Source organism: Clostridium sp. AM58-1XD (assembly GCF_003464085.1).
Taxonomy (GTDB): Bacteria; Bacillota; Clostridia; order Lachnospirales; family Lachnospiraceae; genus Lachnoclostridium_A.
The window spans coordinates 42,495-62,929 of record NZ_QSDR01000015.1; the positions used below are offsets into that span (position 1 = coordinate 42,495).

The 20,435-nt window shown below is 46.4% G+C and carries 19 protein-coding genes, 7 tRNA genes and 1 pseudogene; 1 reads left to right on the forward strand and 26 read right to left on the reverse strand.

The genetic code is table 11. The features are described 5' to 3' along the window. Window positions 1-14: 14 nt before the first annotated feature. The 19 genes and pseudogenes from rsgA to DXA13_RS10755 all read right to left on the reverse strand — a co-directional run bounded on the left by rsgA (window position 15) and on the right by DXA13_RS10755 (window position 10,272). Window positions 15-1,093 (reverse strand): annotated as a pseudogene (gene rsgA / locus DXA13_RS10670) (ribosome small subunit-dependent GTPase A). A 36-nt stretch (window positions 1,094-1,129) separates the two neighbouring features. Beyond that, the gene (locus DXA13_RS10675) at window positions 1,130-1,624 is read right to left on the reverse strand and encodes a YARHG domain-containing protein (protein ID WP_118244269.1); all 495 of its coding nucleotides are present in this window, start codon (window positions 1,622-1,624) and stop codon (window positions 1,130-1,132) included. A 193-nt stretch (window positions 1,625-1,817) separates the two neighbouring features. Then, window positions 1,818-1,897 (reverse strand) — tRNA-Leu (locus DXA13_RS10680). Between the two features lie 83 nt (window positions 1,898-1,980). Continuing rightward, window positions 1,981-2,053: transfer RNA gene (locus tag DXA13_RS10685), tRNA-Lys, on the reverse strand. Between the two features lie 4 nt (window positions 2,054-2,057). Beyond that, window positions 2,058-2,129 (reverse strand) — tRNA-Gln (locus tag DXA13_RS10690). 38 nt (window positions 2,130-2,167) lie between these two features. Then, window positions 2,168-2,241, reverse strand: a tRNA-His gene (locus tag DXA13_RS10695). Window positions 2,242-2,281: 40 nt separating this feature from the next. Next, a tRNA-Arg gene (locus DXA13_RS10700) sits at window positions 2,282-2,355 on the reverse strand. Window positions 2,356-2,721: 366 nt separating this feature from the next. Continuing rightward, entirely contained in the window at window positions 2,722-3,168 is a 447-nt protein-coding gene (locus tag DXA13_RS10705) for an Hsp20/alpha crystallin family protein (RefSeq protein ID WP_118244272.1), read from the reverse strand. Window positions 3,169-3,384: 216 nt separating this feature from the next. After that, window positions 3,385-4,023, reverse strand: coding sequence for an HAD family hydrolase (locus DXA13_RS10710; RefSeq protein WP_118244275.1), 639 nt, complete (start codon window positions 4,021-4,023; stop codon window positions 3,385-3,387). A 158-nt stretch (window positions 4,024-4,181) separates the two neighbouring features. Continuing rightward, window positions 4,182-4,252, reverse strand: a tRNA-Gly gene (locus DXA13_RS10715). Window positions 4,253-4,278: 26 nt separating this feature from the next. Next, window positions 4,279-4,352: transfer RNA gene (locus tag DXA13_RS10720), tRNA-Pro, on the reverse strand. 116 nt (window positions 4,353-4,468) lie between these two features. Continuing rightward, a complete protein-coding gene (locus tag DXA13_RS10725; RefSeq protein ID WP_118244277.1) occupies window positions 4,469-4,963 on the reverse strand; it encodes a YfcE family phosphodiesterase in 495 nt (164 codons plus the stop codon). Window position 4,964: 1 nt separating this feature from the next. Continuing rightward, on the reverse strand, window positions 4,965-5,570 hold the full coding sequence (gene rdgB / locus DXA13_RS10730; RefSeq protein ID WP_118244279.1) for an RdgB/HAM1 family non-canonical purine NTP pyrophosphatase: 606 nt from the start codon (window positions 5,568-5,570) through the stop codon (window positions 4,965-4,967). Then, entirely contained in the window at window positions 5,570-6,988 is a 1,419-nt protein-coding gene (locus DXA13_RS10735; protein WP_243009074.1) for a lectin like domain-containing protein, read from the reverse strand. Before DXA13_RS10735 ends, rdgB begins: the two co-directional genes overlap by 1 nt. Next, a complete protein-coding gene (locus DXA13_RS10740) occupies window positions 6,985-8,106 on the reverse strand; it encodes a class I SAM-dependent RNA methyltransferase (protein WP_118244406.1) in 1,122 nt (373 codons plus the stop codon). Before DXA13_RS10740 ends, DXA13_RS10735 begins: the two co-directional genes overlap by 4 nt. A 62-nt stretch (window positions 8,107-8,168) precedes the next feature. Continuing rightward, the gene (yfcE, locus tag DXA13_RS10745; protein WP_118244282.1) at window positions 8,169-8,741 is read right to left on the reverse strand and encodes a phosphodiesterase; all 573 of its coding nucleotides are present in this window, start codon (window positions 8,739-8,741) and stop codon (window positions 8,169-8,171) included. A gap of 58 nt (window positions 8,742-8,799) precedes the next feature. Further along, entirely contained in the window at window positions 8,800-9,138 is a 339-nt protein-coding gene (locus tag DXA13_RS10750) for a rhodanese-like domain-containing protein (RefSeq protein ID WP_243009075.1), read from the reverse strand. Window positions 9,139-9,271: 133 nt separating this feature from the next. Next, window positions 9,272-9,442 carry a hypothetical protein gene (locus DXA13_RS21000; RefSeq protein WP_181995617.1) on the reverse strand — a complete coding sequence of 57 codons (171 nt, stop codon included), beginning with the start codon at window positions 9,440-9,442 and terminating at the stop codon, window positions 9,272-9,274. 86 nt (window positions 9,443-9,528) lie between these two features. Continuing rightward, window positions 9,529-10,272: a C40 family peptidase gene (locus DXA13_RS10755; protein ID WP_181995618.1), complete on the reverse strand. Its 744-nt coding sequence runs from the start codon at window positions 10,270-10,272 to the stop codon at window positions 9,529-9,531. 511 nt (window positions 10,273-10,783) lie between these two features. Here DXA13_RS10755 and DXA13_RS10760 point away from each other — a divergent pair. Then, window positions 10,784-11,341 carry an NUDIX hydrolase gene (locus DXA13_RS10760; RefSeq protein ID WP_118244284.1) on the forward strand — a complete coding sequence of 186 codons (558 nt, stop codon included), beginning with the start codon at window positions 10,784-10,786 and terminating at the stop codon, window positions 11,339-11,341. Window positions 11,342-11,374: 33 nt separating this feature from the next. Here the strand turns inward: DXA13_RS10760 and DXA13_RS10765 are convergent, their stop codons facing one another. From DXA13_RS10765 to DXA13_RS10795, 7 genes are all read right to left on the reverse strand, one after another. Continuing rightward, window positions 11,375-12,370, reverse strand: coding sequence for a kinase (locus DXA13_RS10765; RefSeq protein ID WP_118244287.1), 996 nt, complete (start codon window positions 12,368-12,370; stop codon window positions 11,375-11,377). Between the two features lie 99 nt (window positions 12,371-12,469). Then, window positions 12,470-13,975 (reverse strand): AAA family ATPase, encoded by a 1,506-nt coding sequence (locus DXA13_RS10770; RefSeq protein ID WP_181995619.1) that lies wholly within the window; start codon window positions 13,973-13,975, stop codon window positions 12,470-12,472. 16 nt (window positions 13,976-13,991) lie between these two features. Next, window positions 13,992-16,685: a HAMP domain-containing protein gene (locus tag DXA13_RS10775; RefSeq protein WP_118244291.1), complete on the reverse strand. Its 2,694-nt coding sequence runs from the start codon at window positions 16,683-16,685 to the stop codon at window positions 13,992-13,994. A gap of 12 nt (window positions 16,686-16,697) precedes the next feature. After that, window positions 16,698-17,078, reverse strand: coding sequence for a DUF4280 domain-containing protein (locus DXA13_RS10780; protein ID WP_118244293.1), 381 nt, complete (start codon window positions 17,076-17,078; stop codon window positions 16,698-16,700). 59 nt (window positions 17,079-17,137) lie between these two features. After that, the gene (locus DXA13_RS10785; protein ID WP_118244295.1) at window positions 17,138-17,833 is read right to left on the reverse strand and encodes a hypothetical protein; all 696 of its coding nucleotides are present in this window, start codon (window positions 17,831-17,833) and stop codon (window positions 17,138-17,140) included. Window positions 17,834-17,867: 34 nt separating this feature from the next. Next, window positions 17,868-18,500 (reverse strand): DUF4255 domain-containing protein, encoded by a 633-nt coding sequence (locus DXA13_RS10790; RefSeq protein ID WP_181995620.1) that lies wholly within the window; start codon window positions 18,498-18,500, stop codon window positions 17,868-17,870. Window positions 18,501-18,543: 43 nt separating this feature from the next. Continuing rightward, the gene (locus DXA13_RS10795; protein ID WP_118244299.1) at window positions 18,544-20,421 is read right to left on the reverse strand and encodes a hypothetical protein; all 1,878 of its coding nucleotides are present in this window, start codon (window positions 20,419-20,421) and stop codon (window positions 18,544-18,546) included. Window positions 20,422-20,435 lie beyond the last annotated feature (14 nt).

Here is a 20,435-nt window from a genome sequence, read left to right on the forward strand (position 1 = left end):
CCGTCTTCCTTCGCCTATCTTCGTTTATCCTTTTCCCTTAAATACTTCCTGGCGTTTTTTATCCCTCCTGCCTCTTTAAACATTTCATTTAATTTTTTCACCTCAATTTCTTTGAAATCGAGCCCCTCGTACTGTACTTCCTTTTCCAGCTTCTGATAACTCATCAGCTGTCTGCCGAAAGGCGGCCGTCGCTGATAGCCTGTAAAACGGCACAGCCAGGTTCTTTCGTGTGTGAACAGTCACGAAATCTGCATTGTTCTGCCAATGCTTCAATGTCGGAAAATGACCTGGATAAGTCGGCGCTCTCTAACCCCATTTCCCTCATGCCAGGTGTGTCAATTACCATACCGCCATTGTCCAGCATGATAAGTTCCCGCTTTGTTGTCGTATGCCTGCCCTTGTCATCATCCCGCAGGCCGTTTGTATCCAGCTTATCTTCGCCAATCAGGCGGTTGATAAGGGTAGATTTGCCTACACCGGATGAGCCGATGAAAGCGACTGTCTCCCCTGGCCTGATGTATTTCATTACAGCGGAATATCCTTCCCCATCAACAGATGATGTGACGATAATTTCAGCGCCGGCCGCTGCCGTGGATGTTTCATAAATAAGCTGCTCCACTTTATCACACAAATCTGCTTTTGTCAGAATGATAACCGGTATGGCGCCGCTGTCCCAGCAGACTGCCAGATACCGTTCCAGCCTGCGCAGATTAAAATCGTTATTTAAGGACATGCAGATAAATACGGTATCGATGTTGCTTGCCACAACCTGTTCATTATTAGCTGTTCCCGCCGCTTTCCTGATAAAAATACTTTTTCTGGAAAGCACATGGTGTATTACGGCGCTGCCGCTTTCATCACTTTTCCGGTCCACCATAACAAAATCACCGACTGCAGGGAAAGCTGATACCACAGCGGATTCATAGCGGAATCGGCCGGATACCGAAGCCGTCATCTCACCGTATTCCCCTATCACCCTGTAAATATCCCTGTGCTGGGATAAAACGCGGCCTGGATATAATTCTTTGTATAGTTGCGCCTCGCGCTCAAAACGGTCAGTAAAGCCGAATGCCTTTAAGTCAGTTTTATTCAATTTCTTCCTCCGTGTTTCCTTCTTTTATTTTATAACCTATTGATATCCGCACTGTTTCTCATACTCGCTGATCAGTTTTATATTGTTCTTTTCATATTCATTCAGCATTTCACTGAAATTGAAATTGTTCGGATCTATTTTACCATTATACCAAGAACAGTTTTCAAAATACTTCTGTAATTGTGCATCTGCAAACTGTCTGCCATGTCTGGCAAATATCTCATTCCTGGCAATTCTCAGTTCCCAGCTGCTTTTCCCTTTCAGTTCGTTCTGTGTCAATTTCCTGATATTGCTATCCTGAAATATGTAATCGCTGCTGCCAGCCATCTTTTCCGTCCCTGATCCGGCGGCTGACTCTCTGTAAACTCCCGAAGAGGAAGAGCTATTGTCTCTATTGAGCACTTCCGTCAGTGGCGCCTGCACAATAAATTCAATCAAAAAAATAATTAAAGCTAAAAAAGCCCTTTTCCAGTCTTTTTCCATAATATAATACAGGCCAAAAAGAACAGTTAATAAAATTATAATTCTCATAGTCACTCCCCCTCTCTTTTTCTATCATACCTCAAAATATGGCAAATGAAAACCAGTTTCATTGGAGATACACCAAGTGTGCGCAGCTCTTTCTTTCATAAATTCAAACCAGTCTTTTGCCTTTTTCCAGCATTATGCAACACGAAATGCAACATAAACTAAAAAAAGTACCGCATATACGGTACTTTTCGCGTGCGGGTAACAGGACTTGAACCTGCACTCTCTCGAACCAGAACCTAAATCTGGCGCGTCTGCCAATTCCGCCATACCCGCAAAAAATGATTATTTAGTTGGAGAATCATACATGTCTTTCATAGAATGAGGTGCCTTTTATATGACATGCTGCTTCATCCGCCTGAGACATCGGGGATTCGAACCCCGGACAACTTGATTAAAAGTCAAGTGCTCTACCACCTGAGCTAATATCCCATAGCTGGGCCAGCCAGATTCGAACTGGCGACTGCAGGAGTCAAAGTCCTGTGCCTTACCGCTTGGCGATGGCCCATTATTTTTGGATAAAAAAAAAATTCCCGAAGGAATAAAGGTGGATACAGGGATTCGAACCCTGGGCCTCCAGAGCCACAATCTGGCGCGCTAACCAACTGCGCTATACCCACCATAAATCTGCAGTCATGCTTTGAAAAGCAAAAATGCAAACGAGCCTGAAGGGATTCGAACCCCCGACCCACGGCTTAGAAGGCCGTTGCTCTATCCAACTGAGCTACAGACTCATATAAAATTTATTCTGCCGTTTCTCGACAGCAAAAGTAGTATACAATAAGTATTCTTTCCTGTCAAGCAGATTTTTCATTTTTTGTAAATTATGTTATTTTTTCGCTACTGTTCACAGGTAATATCCCGCGAGGTGTTTTTTGTGAGTGGAGCGTAGCGGTTTTCTGTAACTGTGTTTTCCCATCCCCTGCACTCACTCCCGTATAAGCAAAAAATAAGAGCGCCGCAGAAGAAAAACCAACCGTGCCTCCTATACCAGCTTTTGTTTCGGATGGAGTGACCAGGTCACCCCATCCGGAACCGAAGGCATTGATGATTTCAATCCTGCGGCACTCCCGTCGTTTCTATGAAAAAGCAATGCTCTGTCAGCCTTCGATTGCAATATACTTTTTCTCTTCCACTTCTGGTTTTGCCTCTAATTTAGGTACAAATAGCCTCAATATGCCATGCTTAAATTCCCCTTTAATGTCATTCTCTGTAACCGCCTCTCCTACGTAGAAAGTCCTTTCACAGATACCGGAATAACGCTCGCGGCGGATATATTTGCCTTTCTCTTCCTTTTCTTCATCCAGGCCCTTTTCTGCCGTTATGGTTAAATAACCATTCTCCAAAGAAGCCTTTACCTCTTCCTTTTTAAATCCAGGAAGGTCTATTTCCAGTTCAAAGCCTTCATCCGTCTCCTTGATGTCGGTCTTCATCAGGTTTCTGCCCCTCCTGCCATAAAGCTTCCTTTCCGCTTTGTCATCATAGAACGGAAAATCTTTCATGAACTCATCAAATAAATCTTCTCCAAAAATACTAGGCATTAACATAAGTCATCTCTCCTTCTTTTACCAATCAATTATGTTTGTTTACCTTGTTTCCTGGAACTTGGGGACTTATGGGAATAAAAAACTTATTTTTTTCTTTTTATAATTCCTGTTCCTTTGTTCTATATATGTTATAACACGTATTGTTAGCACTGTCAATAGGTGAGTGCTAATTTTTTTTAATATTTTTTATTTCTGTAATTTTATTCTCTTATTTCTTTATTCCCCTTCCGCTAAACCGGTTAATTCACAAAAATGATCGATCACAGCGGTGCAGTCTTCCTCCTTAACCTCTCCAAATCCGTATCTGGCAAATACAAACCGAACCCCTGCTTCTTTAGAGGCGCTGAAGTCTCCCTGAGTATCGCCTACATAAATAGGATTTTTCAGGCTGTTTCTTTCTGCTACCAAACGGATATTCCCAGATTTTGCAAGCCCTGTTCTTCCCGGATTTTCATAATCTTTAAAATAATGCTGAAGTCCGTGCGCCTTAAAAAAAGCCTCAATATATCCTTCCTGACAGTTGCTCACAATAAAAAGAGGGATTCTCTGCGAAAGTGTTTTCAGCGTGTCTTCCAGCCCATCGTAGAGAATTCCACCCGTTTTTCCTACGTATTCATTTTCATATGCGCAGCATTCCTTCAGCAGAGAACGCATCTCGTCTTCCGGAAGCTCGGGGAAAAGTGCTCTTCCGATATCCTCCATCAGCATTCCCATGCAGGCCAGTATATCCTGGGTCGTAATCCTGGCCTCTTTTCCCAGTCTCTTTTCGATTACAAGGTTCCATGACTCAGCGACAGGCTCAGCTGAATTCCACAGCGTTCCGTCCAGATCAAATATAATTCCATCCATCTTCATTCTGCATTACCTCCATATACGAACAGTCTAAATGCTGCCTGCAAAATTGTCAATTGATCTGTATACACAAGAATTTACAGAAAATCCCCGGCTCAGACAAACGACTAACGTAAAAATGCCAGGAAAACCTGTTTTAAAGGTTTCCTGGCAATAAAAAGAGCGGGTGATGGGAATCGAACCCACGTATCCAGCTTGGAAGGCTGGTGTTCTACCATTGAACTACACCCGCATAATACATAATATGAAATTTTCAAGTCGGGGTGACAGGATTCGAACCTGCGACCTCCTGGTCCCAAACCAGCGCTCTAGCCAAGCTGAGCCACACCCCGTTTATGCAGAAAGCAAAGCATCCATAAACCGCCTCGCCGTGAACGCAAAAATTATTATATACTATGCTTCCTGCCTTGTCAACTGTTCTTTTTCCGTTTTTTTAATTTCTCATGATCTATTTCCGCTCCAGGAAGTTAACCGCGTAGTGTGCTTCTCCGTCTCCGTCAATTTCCATCATAATATAGGACGGTTTTCTTCCATCCTGGCGTGGATAAGAAAGACTTCCCGGATTCAAAACGGTCAGTCCATTATAGTGATGCAGATACGGCTGATGTGTATGCCCGAACATCACAATGTCCATTCCTCTGGCTCTTCCCTCACTCATAATTCCCTCCGGCCCGAGTGAAACGCCGTAATAATGGCCATGGGTCAGAAGCGCCTTATACCGGCCGATCGAAATCTCCTTTTCTCGGTCCAGGCTGGAGAAAAAGTCATTATTGCCAAGCACCATTTCCAGACGGCATTCCGGATTCACCCATTTGGCAATCTTATCTTCGCTTCCCTCCGCATCGCCCAGATGGATCAGCATGTCGATCGGACACATTTTTGCCAGGAGATTCTTTAAATTTTCATCACGTCTGTGGGTATCGCTTACGATCAAAATTCTCATATTAAGCCTCCCCATAAAGCTTTTTGAGTTCCTCTTTCATCAGTTCCAGTGCCTTTCCTCTATGGCTGATTCGATTCTTCTGGTCTATGGTAAGTTCGGCGGAAGTCACCCCGAATTCGGGAATATAGAGGATTGGATCATATCCGAATCCGCCGTTTCCCGCTGCCTTCTCAGCAATTCTGCCTTCCATGGACGCCTCTGTATGGAGTACGCTGCCATCAGGAAGCACCGCAACGATCGCGCAGATAAACCGCGCGCTTCTTTCCTCACCTGTAGCCTCTTTCACCCGGTCCAGTATCATCTGATTCTTCGTTTCATACGGCGTGTCTTCTCCCAGGTATCTGGCCGAATAGATTCCCGGCTCTCCGTTCAGGTAATCTACTACAAGGCCGGAATCATCTGCCAGTACAATCCCGCCGGTCTTTTCCCATACCGCTCTGGCCTTGATCTCCGCATTTTCCTCGAAAGAACTGCCGTTTTCTTCAATATCCATATCTGCTCCCGCCTCTTTCATGGAAAGGATTTCCATTCCCAGATCGGACAGGATCAGTCTGATTTCTTTCATCTTTCCCTCATTGCCTGTTGCAAATACAATTTTATCCTTCATTATTTTTCCTCCGTGTACGCTTTCAGGCAGATATTGCAGCCCTGTTTCTCTTCCACACGTTCCCAGATATCTCCCTGTAAACTAATATACCCCTCTCCATCGGTTAAGTCAATGCTGCACTTTCCGTCCTTCGCATCATATTCGATCGCAACAGGATGAATCAGGCCCGGACTCTTTATCTTTACTATTACCGCAAAACGTTCGCCCTTGCTTAAAATAACCTCTTGGTCCAGCAAAATCGTATAATACCCCACCTGTTCCAGATATCCTTCTGCCGCCTTTTGCATGGCTCCAAAGATATCCCGGCCTCCTTCACTCATCTTCTCCTCTTCATCCAGATTCCGGGCCACATAGATTTCATAGGAAGTACCAGCCCCAATGGCATAAAATCCGGCTGCTTTCAGTTGCTCCTGTCCCTCTGCCTCGTAAACATTTGAAAACCACGCTGTATCGCTGCCATATCCCAGCTGCCCGATCCAGCCGCACAGATCGCTCTGATAGATACGGCTGTAATTATCCGTGTCCTCTGCTGCCGTATAAACGATATTATGTATTCCAATGTTCGTATCATAATAGGAAACATAAAAGCAGCCGCCGTCTCCAAATTCCTTTCCCCAGCTGTTCATGCACAGAAATGCGCCGTCTCCCGGTGGCTGACTATTAAAATTCTCCTTAGGATAATTGTCGTCCCATCCAATGATAACGGAATCGTGATTTGGCTTTTCTTTCCCGTCATAGTAATATGCAGCTTCCGTCTTATTGTAATACTCAGACTCGCTTCTGGAGTCCTTCAGCGACGTATACAGAGAGCTCTGTACCCCGCCGGTCTGAACAACCGCCCGTTTTATACTGTCATAATCTTTCTCCGGCAGTATCTGGATTTCCTGAATATGCTTTACAGGTTTCAGCCCTTCCGGCGAGACCTTGTCTCCATAGGGATCATCCGTCTCCAAAACCGGCCCCTGCCAGGAAAGGAGATATGCCATGGACATCGTATACTCTCCACCATCATTCTGACCGAGCAAAAAGTTCTTGTTCAGAGACATATGATCTTCCGAAAAATTCAGCTGATCCTCTGGCAGAAGAGATGTCTCCAGGGCCGTCAGAGAGGCAAACGCCCAGCATGTACCCAGCTCTCCCTGATTTTTTATTTCAGGTATGCGGCCTTCCCTGCGTAAATCAAAAGAAGCGGGAAGCTCCATGGCAGGCCCTGCCGCCTGCTCCTGCTCACGGCTGTCTGCCTCCTCTTTCCGTCCTTCCTCCTCATTCTGTACACGGCCTTCCGTCTGGCTCTGAATATTTTCCCGGTTTCCGGCCTCTCCCGCTTCCCGTCCGATTGTCTTGATACCGCAGCATGTAAAAAAAAGGCATGCGGCGGCGCACGATAAAAGATTTATCGATTTTTTTATAATATTCAATCCTGTTCTCCCGCTTTTCTTTTTGGCGGCTTCGGTCCCATGAACTGGTAAAAATATGTTTTCATCATACCATTATAGATCTTTCTGTTTTTATCAGCCTTTCTGCCCATATATTTCTCCGTATCTTCATACGCCGTAATGATATAGGCAGACCAGGAATCGAGCGCCGCAAATCTTTCACCCAGTGTCCGATAAAGCTCCGGCAGGTTTTTCTTCTCTTCTATCCTCTCTCCATAAGGAGGATTTGTGATTAAAAAGCCATATTTTTTCGGATGGCTCAGTTCGCTTACGGGACGCTGCTGAAAATGAATCATATGGCCGACCCCGGCAGCTTCCGCATTGGCTCTCGCCGCCCGGACAATATCTCCATCCACATCGTACCCCTGGATATCCACTTCCACTCCTGGATCGGCCAGGTCGTTCGCCTCATCCATCGTATCATACCATCTTTTTCTCGGAATCAGATTCTTCCAGTCTTCCGACAGGAATGACCGGTTCATCCCAGGAGCCATATTGGCTGCAATCATAGCTGCCTCAATCGGGAATGTTCCGCTTCCGCAGAAAGGATCTACCAGAATCCTGTCGCTTTTCCATGGAGTCAGCATAATCAGTGCAGAAGCCAGCGTTTCCGTGATAGGCGCCCTGCTGGTAAGCGTTCTGTATCCTCTTTTATGAATAGATACTCCCGTCGTATCTATTCCTACGGTCACCTGGTCTTTGTACAAAGCGACTCTTACCGGATAGCTGCTGCCTGTTTCGGGAAACCATTCGATCCCGTAAGCCTGCTTCATCCTCTCTACCATAGCCTTTTTCATAATGGACTGGATATCAGAAGGACTGAATAGTTTACTTTTTATGGATGCAGCCTTTGCCACCCAGAACTTTCCATCCTTCGGTATATAATCCTCCCAGGGAATCGCCTTCGTCGCCTGAAACAGTTCTTCATACGTCGTGGCCTGAAAGCTTCCTGTTTTTAAAAGCAGCCGTTCCGCAGAACGCAGAAACACATTGCCGCGGCAGATCGCCTCATCATCACCGAGAAACGTAACTTTTCCATCCTCTACCTGAGAAATTTCATAGCCCAGGTCGAGAATTTCCTTTTTCATAACTGCCTCCATTCCAAAATGGCAGGGTGCAATCAGTTCGTATGTTTTTTTCAAATCGTATATCCTCCAATATTTTATATTTCCTTCTTCAGTAATAACTCTTTTACAATTTCACCTTCAAACGTCACAATCTGAAATAATCCGTCTTCCAGGACAGCATAAGTAGGCGAATTTCCACCTTTGGGAATCGCTACGGAGCCAGGATTCAGAATCATAACCGATTTTTCTGCCTCTCCGGCCTGAACCCGCTCCGCCCTCAGCAGATGGGTATGTCCATGGAGCAGCACATCCCCATCCATAAGAGGCGGAAGGTTATCTTCATTAAATATATGACCGTGAGTCATATATATGGCAATACCATCTACACAGATCAGCCCATAATCCGCCATAATCGGAAATTCCAGAACCATCTGATCGACTTCTGCATCGCAGTTGCCTCTGACGGCATAGATGCTGTCTTTCCTTTCATTCAGAAGAGAAATGACCGTTTTAGGGGCATAGTCCCTGGGGAGGTCATTTCTTGGACCGTGGTACAGAATATCTCCCAAAAGCAGCAGCTTCTTCGCACCTGTACGGTCCCATGCTTCAAGCATCTTCCTGCAGTAGTATTCTGACCCGTGTATATCTGAAGCAATCATATATTTCATCGCGTATACCTCCGTATTTTCACATTAGTACCATTTTAAAGCTTTCATCCATCTTCTGTCAATCATTCATTCGTTCTGTATACCTGCCTTTATAAAAAGTATAGCCTCCGGCTACGTTTACAACCATATATCCTGCTGTACTGAGCCTGTTGCACACCATCATGCTGGTACTGCCCCTGCTGCAGTAAAATACCAGCGTTTCTCCCCATGGCAGATCTGTCAGCCAGTCATCCATTTCTTCATATGGAAGGTTGATGGCTCCTGTAAAATGAGAAGCGGCATAAGAAGAGGCATCCCTTAAATCGATTATCTTCATGGGCACCTCCTGATCCATCCACTGCTCCAGTTCCTGAAAGCTGATGGTTGCATAAAGCGTCTGCCGGTAACCTGTCATCATGATTCATTCCTTCCTTACAGTTTGTACGCTCTGCGGCTGTACCTGTATATATTAAGATATGCCAGACATGTCCGTTGTGCGCCAAAAAGAGCCGCCTCCCATATAGTGGGCGACGGCTCTTTTCTTTTTGTTACTATCTGTTGTTGTTCTGGTTGTTGTTCTGGCTGTTATTCTTGTTGCTGTTCTGACTGCTGTTCTGGCTGTTGTCCTTGTGGCAGTTCTGATTGTTGTTCTGGCTGCCGTTGTTCTGAGAATTTCTAGAACCAGAGTTGTTCATATCGTTGTAGTTATTCTTGTTAGCCATGTTATAACCTCCTGACTTGACTCAAATTTTTATTACGAGGTTAGTATGGCTCATATGAACTTAATTTATACAAATATACAAAAATTTTAATCGCCAATAACATTCATGATTTTAGCCGGTGCACGATAATTCCATGGAGATGTTTTAATGCCCGTTCTGTATGTAGAAGCATGAACTACCTGGCCGTTCCCGATGTACATAGCAACGTGATCGATCGATCCGCCTCCTGCATAAAAAACAAGGTCCCCCGGCCTCATCTGCTCCGCGCTTACTGCCTGTCCCTGATTTGCCTGAGAGCGGGAACTCCTGGCAACTGAAACGCCTGCTCCATTCTGCAGGACGTAACGGGTAAATCCGGAACAGTCAACACCTGAATGCGGGTCTGATCCGCCGTAACGATAACGTCCTCCGACAAACTGCAGCGCATAATTCACAAGATTCTGTCTGCGCTCGTCAGACGAAGGAGCTGCTGCTGTGCTGTCGCTCTGTACTTCTTTCGTAATATCTTCTCCATTCGGACCGATAATAGAAATATTACCGTCAACCGGAAGATATCCTGTCTCGCCGCCGACATCCAGGCGAACCCATCCGTCTCCAACGGTTTCCGCCACCTGAAAGGTCGCTCCCTGAAGCGCTTCCGTCAGAACCTCTCCGCCTTCAACCGCCGTCTTCACGTCTACACTGTCTGCGAGAACCGTCGCTTTATAATTCTGTAATAAGCCCGTATTCGCCTGAAGTCCAGGAGCCGCGAACGATGTAAACGGCTGTACTGCCATCATCGCTCCGCACATTGCTGCAAACCCTATCGTTCTTATCATTTTTAAACTCATATAACACCTCTGCAATATTTTTTATATTTCCCCAAAATTAAATCCGTTTTATCTCTAGTAAAAATTACATTTCCGTTTTATTATTACATAATTGTTAAATCATGTTACGTTCTTATTGTAAACTACTTTCTTTTATCCGTCAACCACTTTATTAATTCTTAATAATTTCCGTCGTTTTCTTTACTTTTTATCGAAAATGCACACAAATATTACAAAAGTGTTACATACATATTTTAAATCTTTTTCATTGTCATGTCTGGCCAGTTTGTGCTACACTTTAATAACCAAGGCAGAATTGCGAAAACATAATCAGCACATCCGCCTGCAAGTATCATGAAGACAAAATAATTTCTGCCCCGGCATTATAAATGTTTATAATATAAAGGATATTAAGAAAATATAAGATAGGTAATACTCGAAATACTCCGGGCCAGGTTGACCTTTGCAGCATGAAAGGCTGCTGAAGGCTGAATTCTCCGTCCGCATTTATTATTAGAAAGGCGTGTATACCATGGCAATTTTACCCTGGAAGCTCCTCAGCTCCAAAACTATAATTAAAGATAAATGGATTGATCTCCATGCAGATTCCTGTCAGCTGCCTGACGGAACTGTAATTGAACCTTTTTATGTAAATCACATTTCTGACTTTGTCGTCGCCGTAGCGGTCACAAAGGATCATGATTTTATCATGATCCGCCAGTACCGGCATGGTACGAAACAGATTCTTCTGGAGCTTCCGGCAGGCTGCACAGAATCTTCTGATGCAGATTTCGCTGCCGCCGCTGCCAGAGAGCTGCTGGAGGAAACTGGTTTCTCCGGGAATCAGCCGGAATTTTTATGCAAGATCGCTCCGAATGCCACCTGTATCAGTAATTTTGCCCACTGCTATCTGATCACAGGCTGTGAACGCACCTCTGATCAGCTTCTGGATTCGACGGAAGATCTGGAGGTTGTCGTCCTCACAGAAGACCAATTAAAAAAAGCCCTGGAAAGCAACGATATCGTTCAGGCCGTTCACGTTGCGGCTCTGTACTACGCTTTCCAAAGGCTTTCTGTTTCCCGTTCATAATGTTCGGGACAGTCCTTATCTTTTTATATGAACTTATCTCTTCTCATACGTTTCCGGTGTATAATGAATCACTCTCGTACCTCCGTTTTCGAAGCGGAACGGCACATAGAGAAGGTTGGAGAGAGCTTCCTTAACAGCTTCCTGTCTGTCTTCCTCCACGTAGAACAGCAGGAAACCTCCGCCTCCCGCCCCTAAAAGCTTTCCTCCAAGGGCGCCTGCCTGCATCGCTTTTCCATAAAGGCCGTCGATGGAGTCCGTGGAGATATCACCTGTGATCCCCCGTTTCAGCTTCCAAGTATAGTCGAGAAGACGTCCAAAATCATTTAAATCCGTCTTCGATGTCAGCACTGCTTCTGCTTCATCAACAAGTTTCAGCATTTCCAGCAGCTGAGCCTGTTTATCGTGCAGAGCCTGCTGCGTCTTCACTTGAATATCAGAAGAAAATCTGGAAAATCCCGTAAAGAACAAAAGGAGCTTGCTGTTTAACGCTTCCTTTCTCTCAGGAGAAATGATCACCGGGCTTACCTCGTATCCGTCTGCGCTGAAGTTGATCCTGTTGAGGCCGCCGAAGGAGGCTGCAATCTGATCCTGTACGCCGCCGCTTTCCCTGCACAGAACCCGCTCTAAATAAATCGCGTCATCTGCCAGTCTTCGCTTATCCGCATATTTCCCCTTCAGCGCATAGAATGCATTCAGCATTCCGACTGCAAAAGAGCTGCTGGTTCCAAGGCCGGAACGGGCCGGCAGGTCCGCCTCATATGTCAGTCTGATTTCATGCATGTCCAGCATCTTCATCGCCTCGCGGATCGCCGGATGTTCGATCTGATCCACAGATGTCACCCGCTCCGTTTTCGCATAGGACAGTTCCGTCGTATAATCAAAAAATCTGGGAAGATGACGTACGTTTACATAACAGTATTTATCAAATGTAGTGGAAATCACCGCACCGCCGTGCTCTTTATAAAAATCAGGAAAATCCGTTCCGCCTCCAAAAAATGACATGCGGAATGGAGTCTGTGTAATAATCATATCCATTCTTTCCTTTCTTCACATTTCTAATATGCATTATAATCGGATTTTGACGAAATGTATACAGGAAAAAATTATTTTGTCCTCCGTCTCCAGGCTCTATCCCCGCAGTTCTTCGTCCGTCAGGTTTCGTCCCAGCTTCTGGTAATAACCTCTTATGGCACCTTTTAGATGCCTGCCGCCTATGGCATTTCCCTCTTCCACCGCCAGATATGCCGCATTCATGATAATCTCCCGTATTCCGCTTCCCGGTATCTCAAATTTTTCTCCCAGAAAATCAGTCGGCAGACCTTCTTCAATTGGCGCCTCTTTCGGAAACATGGACTTCCACATGATTTTTCTCATGGCGGGGTTCGGAAACGGAAAACGGACCATAAAGCGGATTCTTCTCTTAAACGCGTCATCCATGTTGTTGATATAATTGGTTGCCAAAATCGATACTCCTTCATAGTCCTCAAAACGTTGCAGAAGATAGCCGGTCTCCATATTCGCATACCGGTCGTTGGACGTGGTCACGGAAGAACGCTTTGCAAACAGTCCATCGGCTTCGTCGAAAAAGAGCACGGCATTCTTTCCCTCTGCTTCATGGAAAAGAGAGGATATATTCTTTTCCGTCTCCCCGATATATTTACTGACAATCCTGGAAATATCGATCCGGTACAAAGGCAGCCCTAGCTCCCTGGCGATCACCTGTGCAGCCATTGTCTTTCCTGTTCCGGGAGGGCCAAAGAAGACTGCCGAAATTCCGTTTCCATAAGGCGACTTCTTGCCAAAGCCCCACTCTTCACGCACCTTTTTTCTATTTTTTATCTGTGCGCACATATGCCTCATCTGGTCTTTCTGTTCTTCCTCCAAAATCAGATCGTCCCAGACGTAGCTGCATTTTATCCGGGTAGTCAGGCGCCCCAGTTCTCCCTCTCCGTCTTCCGCCTCCCGTTCCCCCTTTATATAGGAAAAAACATTCTCTCTGACTGCCAGTACAGCCGACAGCCGTGATTCTTTCCGCTCTCTCTCTTCCGTTTGATCCAGGAGTTCCCATACGCGGCTTTTTTCCGAAAGCCACAGTTCGCCGCCATAGTCCTCAAACAGGCTGAAAAGTGCCAGTCCCAGGCCTTCTGTCGGCAGTTTTGCCGCTACATTATCCTGAAGATATCCATAGAGACGCTCATATTTTCTGTCTAAATCGCTACAGAGGGCAACGAAAAACACGATCTGCTCCAATGTATTCAATTCTCTGTCACGTATGAGCCTCCACACCCGGATATCCCGGTCTGATTCGATCGAGCAGCCGGCTCTTTTCCGGATATGATTGAGAGCGTATGACAGTTCCTGTTTCTGTCCGTCCCTAATTTCCTTCATCCTGAATTCCCGCTCTTTCAGAGCAGAAAGCCTTCGTTCCGTAAGAGCTGCTCCGCACTCCTGCGGTGTGATGACAATGCCCCTCATGTCCAGCCGTTCGTTATTTGCGTCTTTCCAGTAAAATGCATGTTCCAGACACAGATCCACCATAGACATAATTTCTTCCAGTGCTTCTCTTTCGCAGCAGTATGGCTGAACCGCCTGTTCTTCATGAAAATAGTCTGCGTATTGTCCCAAATATTCCATATTCGTTCCTCTGCCCTTAATATCTCTCCAGGAAAATGTTCCTTTCTTCCCCGCCGTTCTGACAGTACCTGTCACACCGGTATGCATAAGACCGGGCTGCCAGATCGTTTTTGCTCTGTCTTAAAACTGCTGCAAATTTCTGTCTTGCTTCATAATAGCGGCCGGACAGGAAGTCAGACAGAGCTTTTTCAAACAGCTCTGACGTTTCTTCTTTTTCCCGTCTTCCAGGAAGTCCTTCTCCGTCATAGACATCATAAACCGGCTCCATCCGGTCTTCTTTTTCAATATACACATAGCCCAGCAGCCGGCTGTGGTATGATGTCTTAAAATCCTCCACCTGCTCCGCCAGCGTTCCGGTAACGAGAATCTGCGCCCCATATTTTTTTCCAGTCTCCTGAAGGAATTCATTCAGTGAACCCAGTCTGGAAATCGTAGCCACTGCCGTCCTCTGCACCTCCCCAACGATGCCCACACGAATCTGTCCATAAGACAGAGCCGCACGGCAGTTTCCCCTGTTTTTTTCACAGGCCAGGATCGCGGCATCCAGCGCATTTTTTCCGCCGTTTTCAAAAAAGGCCGTAATTTCATCTTCTGTAATCTGATCGACGACACCGTTCTTTTCGTTGACAAACGGAATTGTCTGGCGCAGAAACTGATTCATTCCGTCATAGATTTCCTGCCCGTCCGCTTTGTGCGTCATCGTTCGAAATCCGCTGTTTTTCATGACTGCAACCGCTGCGGTAAGACTTTTCTGATCTCCAAGCTGCACGTCGATAATCGTCTTTCTGTTTAAAATCCGAAAAATCTGTTCCGGAACAAACTTTTCATATCCGTCCGCACATTGCTGAATCCAATCCATCTGTTCTTTTAACCGTTCCGACATCTCATTGAACGCAGCTGTTACACCGGCAATTTCATCATGACCGCAGACTTTCAGCGTCACCCCTAGATTTCCCTCGGTCATGCTGGATACGGCCCGTTTCAGACGTCCCAGAGGCCGCAGGAAAATAACGAGCAGCAATACGGAAACACCGGCTAACACTGCCATGATGATCCCGATCATCAGGTGCACCATCTTCATCTGCTGCTCCATCTGATACAGCACCATTCCAAGGCTCATGCCGCTTTCCATTACGCCCAGCACATGGCTGCTGCTGTCCTCAATCGGAATGTAGATGACCAGCCAGTTCCCTTCCTGGTCATTATACTCCGCCTGTATCAGCTTTTTTTCTTCCATGGCCTTTTTCATCAGCTCCATCTGCTGCCGGTCGCGGTAATAGTCCACACGCGCGCCATAATAGCAATCGTCTGCCACAACGTAGCGAAGATTTCCTTCACGCTGCAGGTAAATCCACTGATAAGATTTTACCGTAATAATATTTTCTTTTCCGCTTTCTCCATCGATTACCGTTCTAAGCGCCTCTTTGGAATTTACGTCCTGCTCCCCGACCGCTCCCAATACCCTTTTATATTCACTTCCGTCTGGAATATCCGTCAGCAGAATGTCGTTCAGGCTGTCCACATCTGCGCTCTTCATTTCAGCTTCTCCAATCATATAGAGAAGATTATAATCCGAATACACCATCTTTTTTCTGATTCCTTCTTCAATTCTCTGGCTCAGAAAAAAACTTGCCGCAAAAATAGCAGGCAAAAGGATTCCAAGAAGTTTGACAATAACCGGCATCATATGCATATATCCATAAAAAAACCACATTCCAAAAGCCACGACTGCCTCTGCTGATGCAGCCGCCAGAACAAACAGGATTCCGTCAGCAGCCAGAAGACGTACGGACTTATTCAGCGTTTTCCTCAAAAGCAGGCATTGTCCGTTCTCATCAAACCACCCGAATACGCGGTGGTTTCCATCCATATCGACGCCCGCTGTAAAGCGGCCATACTCATCATACTGAAGCGGCAGGACATCACTGTACTCCAGTCCCTCTGCCGGAATGTCTATATGATCCGTATCAAACAGCTTCTTCTCTTCTTCTGTTTCCGTATTCACCATCCAGACGCCGCCGTCGGAAATATCTGTAAAGATGATCTGCCTGTCGCCGAGAGAAATATGGGCATGGTCATTTTTATCCTCTTCCGTTTCCCACACGTATTCTGTGTCTTCATATATTTTTCCATGATAATCGGTTACAAACAGGATGTCATTTGTCAAATCATAATGGACGTCCCTGACATTTCCATATGGTATTGGAATATCCCTTACCTTCACCACAGTTCCGTTCTGGTCCTGACAATAGAATGACGCCGCCCCTTCGTCCTCAGCGGCATAGTACAGATGTCCGTCCTGTACCTGTACTTTCATCATTTTCTGTTCCGGAAGCGTCCATACCCGCACGAGCTTTCCGCTGTCAAAATCACATCGGTAAACTGCAGAATCCACAGCCTTGTCTTCCATGGATACGCGGTATCCATATACATACACGCCTCCTTTGGAATCTGATGTCAGACTGTAATAACTGCTCCACCATTCTCCGTCCAGTTTCTTTTCCCGAATAGAAGCCATTATGGTCCCGCTTTCATCAATATGAAAAAAGTCAAAGTTCTCCCCTTCATTATCAATTAAATAGAAGCCATCCTCTGCTTTCAGAGCATCGCTGACTCCCTTCAGTGTATACAGACGGTTATGCCACATACCGGCTGCTCCGGCCAGCAGTGCAAGCATAATCCCTAAAATTCCAGTTATCCAACGCTTCATGAAATCCCTTCTCTATTTGACCTGAATATTCTTTACTCCCGGTTCCTGTACCTGAATTGTGCCTCCCCAGGCGCACTTAGTCTTAGAATCTCCTGTTGCGGCCGGTTTCCCTCCGATCATCACATGTTTGCTGCCCGGCGACCACGGTTTGATCGTTACGGGAACGCACGGTGCCTTGGTACCGGCTTTAGCCGCTATTACGGCGATTACAGCCGGATTCTGTTTTGATGAACACATTACGAATGTGGGAATATTGATGAACGGTTTCTGATCCTCTACACTGGCGACCGGAAGCCCTGCCATCACTTTTGCCGTTGGAAGCACATTCAGTACACATGGAGCGCTCCCACAGGAGCATTTTAAAATTGAACCTGTACGCAGACAATTTGCCATCGTTTACCTCCCTGTCAGCAGGACCATTGTATGCGCCGCAAAGCCATGCGATGATCCGGTTATTCCATTTCATATATCAATTTATTTGATAAATTCCGCGGAATGAGATAAGCTCCATCTCCATCCACAGCCGTATGGTAAACGAACCTGCATACGGCTCTGTCCGCCATATAGTTTACCGACAGCTGTTTCCTTAATTGAAAGCGTCTGATTATAGTACCGTCTGAACGCCTTTTTTCATCCGCATATCCTGAATTGCCCATGAGAAATACAGCTTCTCCTTTTCCATCTGCCTCAATCCATAAGACATCCGGCCATATTTCCAGCCCCCTGGTAAAAACGAGGCTGATGTACGGCTCTTCTTTTGTTCCTGATTCCGTACGGCAGTCTTCTGCCAGCCATATATTTCCCTCCGTCCCTTCCAGTGGGAGAACGATATCTTCACCGGGTACGCCCGCTTTTTCTGTCAGAGACATGTCACATTCAGACGGATAAGGGTACTTTGTATTGGGAACCATCCAGATTCTCTGCAATCCGCCCACCGGTACCGGGAATTCCTGTTCCTGTTTGAAAAAGAAGGGGCTCTCCACAAGAATTTTTCCGGCAGCCTCCCGGCTTTCCCAAAAGATCCAGACCGCCCCCTTTTTCCTTACCGGCACCCGGTTATCACATGATGTTACGATAGAAGGGAGCTCCACCGGCTTCATGGTGAATCCGTCAATCAGCTGTACTGCTGTTCCAACTTTTCTGCGCATATGGTTCCTTTCTCTTTCTACGATGCCCTGTTCTTTATTTGAATTCCGGATTGATGTCGATCTCTGTCACGCGCGTAATCTTCCGGCGCGTTTCATTTTCAAGGCGGACCGGCGATACGCGGTAAAACAGGGAAAGACGATACGATTCCCCGGCCTGCCCCCACATCTTCAGTTTATCATCGATATTCACTCTCAGCGGTTCAATATGAATTGCCATCGGGTCCGCCTTTTCTGCCGGCCTCAGCGTGCTTTCATCCAATATACAGTAATCACGAAAAATCTCCATAACCTTCATAAGAATCTTCTGTTCCTCTTCCGCCCGATACTGGATATCCACCTTGGAATAGGCAGCAATCATATAGTAGAGATCCAGATATGTAGGAGGAAACTGTAGTTCCTTTTCTCCCATACGCATCTGATAATCAGACACGCGGTCACTTTCCTGTACATCATACATCCAGATCATCAGCGACAGATCCCCCCTCTCAGACGGACTGCATATACCCACTTCTTCAAGGCCGGGCAGTATGGAAGGAACCATATGGTCCTGAAGCAGGCTTACCAGAGCTCTGCTCACCGCAGGCACAGCCATATAAGGAGAGAGCTTTGGAAGCGGCGTCTGGGCCCCTTCTTTTTTCTTCATCCACCATGGAACTTTCATCTCCATCTTTTTCCTCCCCGTGATGTCCATTTTGAGCTGCTTATATAAATCAATACGTCAGATATGCTCCCGGACCGACTTCATCTGCAGGTACGTCTGAAGCTCCTTCTCTTCCCTCTGACTGCCTGCTCTCGTTCTTATCATCCTCTCCCTGCTGCACTTGGGAGCCGCCCTTTTCATCCTCTGTCATGTCATCTTCGGAAGCTTCTCTCTGACCGTCCTCTGCTTCGTATTCCTCCTCGCCGATGTCTTCCGTACCGCTTTCTCCCTGGTTGTCTTCTTCTCCGCTTTCCTCTGCCGGCACTTCCTCGTCCTCTCCTGTAATTTCTTTCAGACGCTTGTCACGTTCTGCCTTTGCGGCTTCAATCTCCTCAATTGTAGCCGCCAGCTGGCCGCCGCGGAAATTTCCTTCCACGATTACAAGGCCTGTCGCCGTATCATAGTACGTACCTGTTCCATGGTACACACCAAGCCTGAATTCTCCCTCGTACCGCAGGGATTCCTTCTCATCGTATTCTTTCCCCGCACCATCATATTTCCCGCTGCGGAAATTGCCTTCATACTGCAGAAATCCTGTATCTGGATTATATTTTTTTCCCTCTCCTTCGTACAGCCCTTTTACGAAGCTTCCTTCGTAGACCAGCATTCCTTTTCCAGGGGCGTACTGCTTCCCCTCTCCGTCATAAAGGCCGTTTTTCAATTCCCCATCGTAGATCATCTCTCCGTTCCAATACACACAGCCTTCTCCGTCATACATGCCGTGGGAAAGCGTTCCGTCATACAGAATTTGTCCCGTCTCATCATACGCAATACCGCTTCCCTCCTCTTTTCCCATGGAAAATGTCCCCTGAAAGCTGATCTGTCCGTTCGGATAATAACGTGTTCCGCTGCCCTCATACAGCCCGTCCTGGTATGTGCCTTCATAAATAAGACGGCCGTCCTGATCCCACTCAGTCCCGAATCCCGTTTTTTTTCCATCCTCCAAAATCCCCGCAAAGACTGTGTTCTCTCCATCCTCAGAAAGCAGCCTCACTTTTCCGCTGTATCCTAAAGTCTCCGCTGATCGGTCCGCCATCTCTTTTACAAGATACCTGGACTGAATTACAGGAAACACAGTTTTTCTCCACAGAATCGGCGCAAAAATGATACAGAGTAAAATCAGACACGCGGCAGCCAGCAGCCTTGCGCAGAGTATCAGCTCCTTTTTATGCTGTTTCACCCAGTCTTTAAAGGTACGATCCTCTTTCTTTTCCTCCTGCACAGCTTCTTCTTTTTCTCTTTCCTCCATAACTGCCGGAAGCAGGCCGACATACTCCTGGTACAGAAGAATCGCCTCGTTGCCCCCGCCTGCCCCTTCCTGAGCCAGGTACTCTGAAAGGTACGCCTCTATTTCCGGGTAAAGTCCATCCGCTCTTTCCTGTGAAAACAGTGTTTCCAGAAGCTCTTTCCATGCTTCCCTCAATGTTTTTCCGGAGCTGTCCCATGGCATTCTGTAGTCCAAAAAAACTTCATTATATTCATCTATTTTAATCCGTGTAATGTCCAGCAGGTCCGCCATATGCTTTTCAGGTATCTGGTAAGCCAGACAGCGTTCCAGCGCCTTTCCGGCTGCGTCGTATCGTTCCCTCCGCCCCATACCGTGTTCCATAAGGCTGGACAGCCTTTCTCCCGGGTGAGATTGAAACACAAGTATCATCCTGTTTTCTTCCTGAATCGCTTCCTCAAAATCAGAAAATACCGTATTCCTTTCTAGCTCCATGACAACAGGAATTAATTCCGGAATCCTGTTCCTTTCCTGCGCTGCAGCGATATCATACAGTTCGGATGAATCCTCCCCGTCTCTGTATGCCTGGTAATACACCCATCCATTCTTCCCGGCCTGCTCTTCAATTGTCTCATATCGATGTTTTATGCTCTGTATTATCACGGATTACTGCCCCC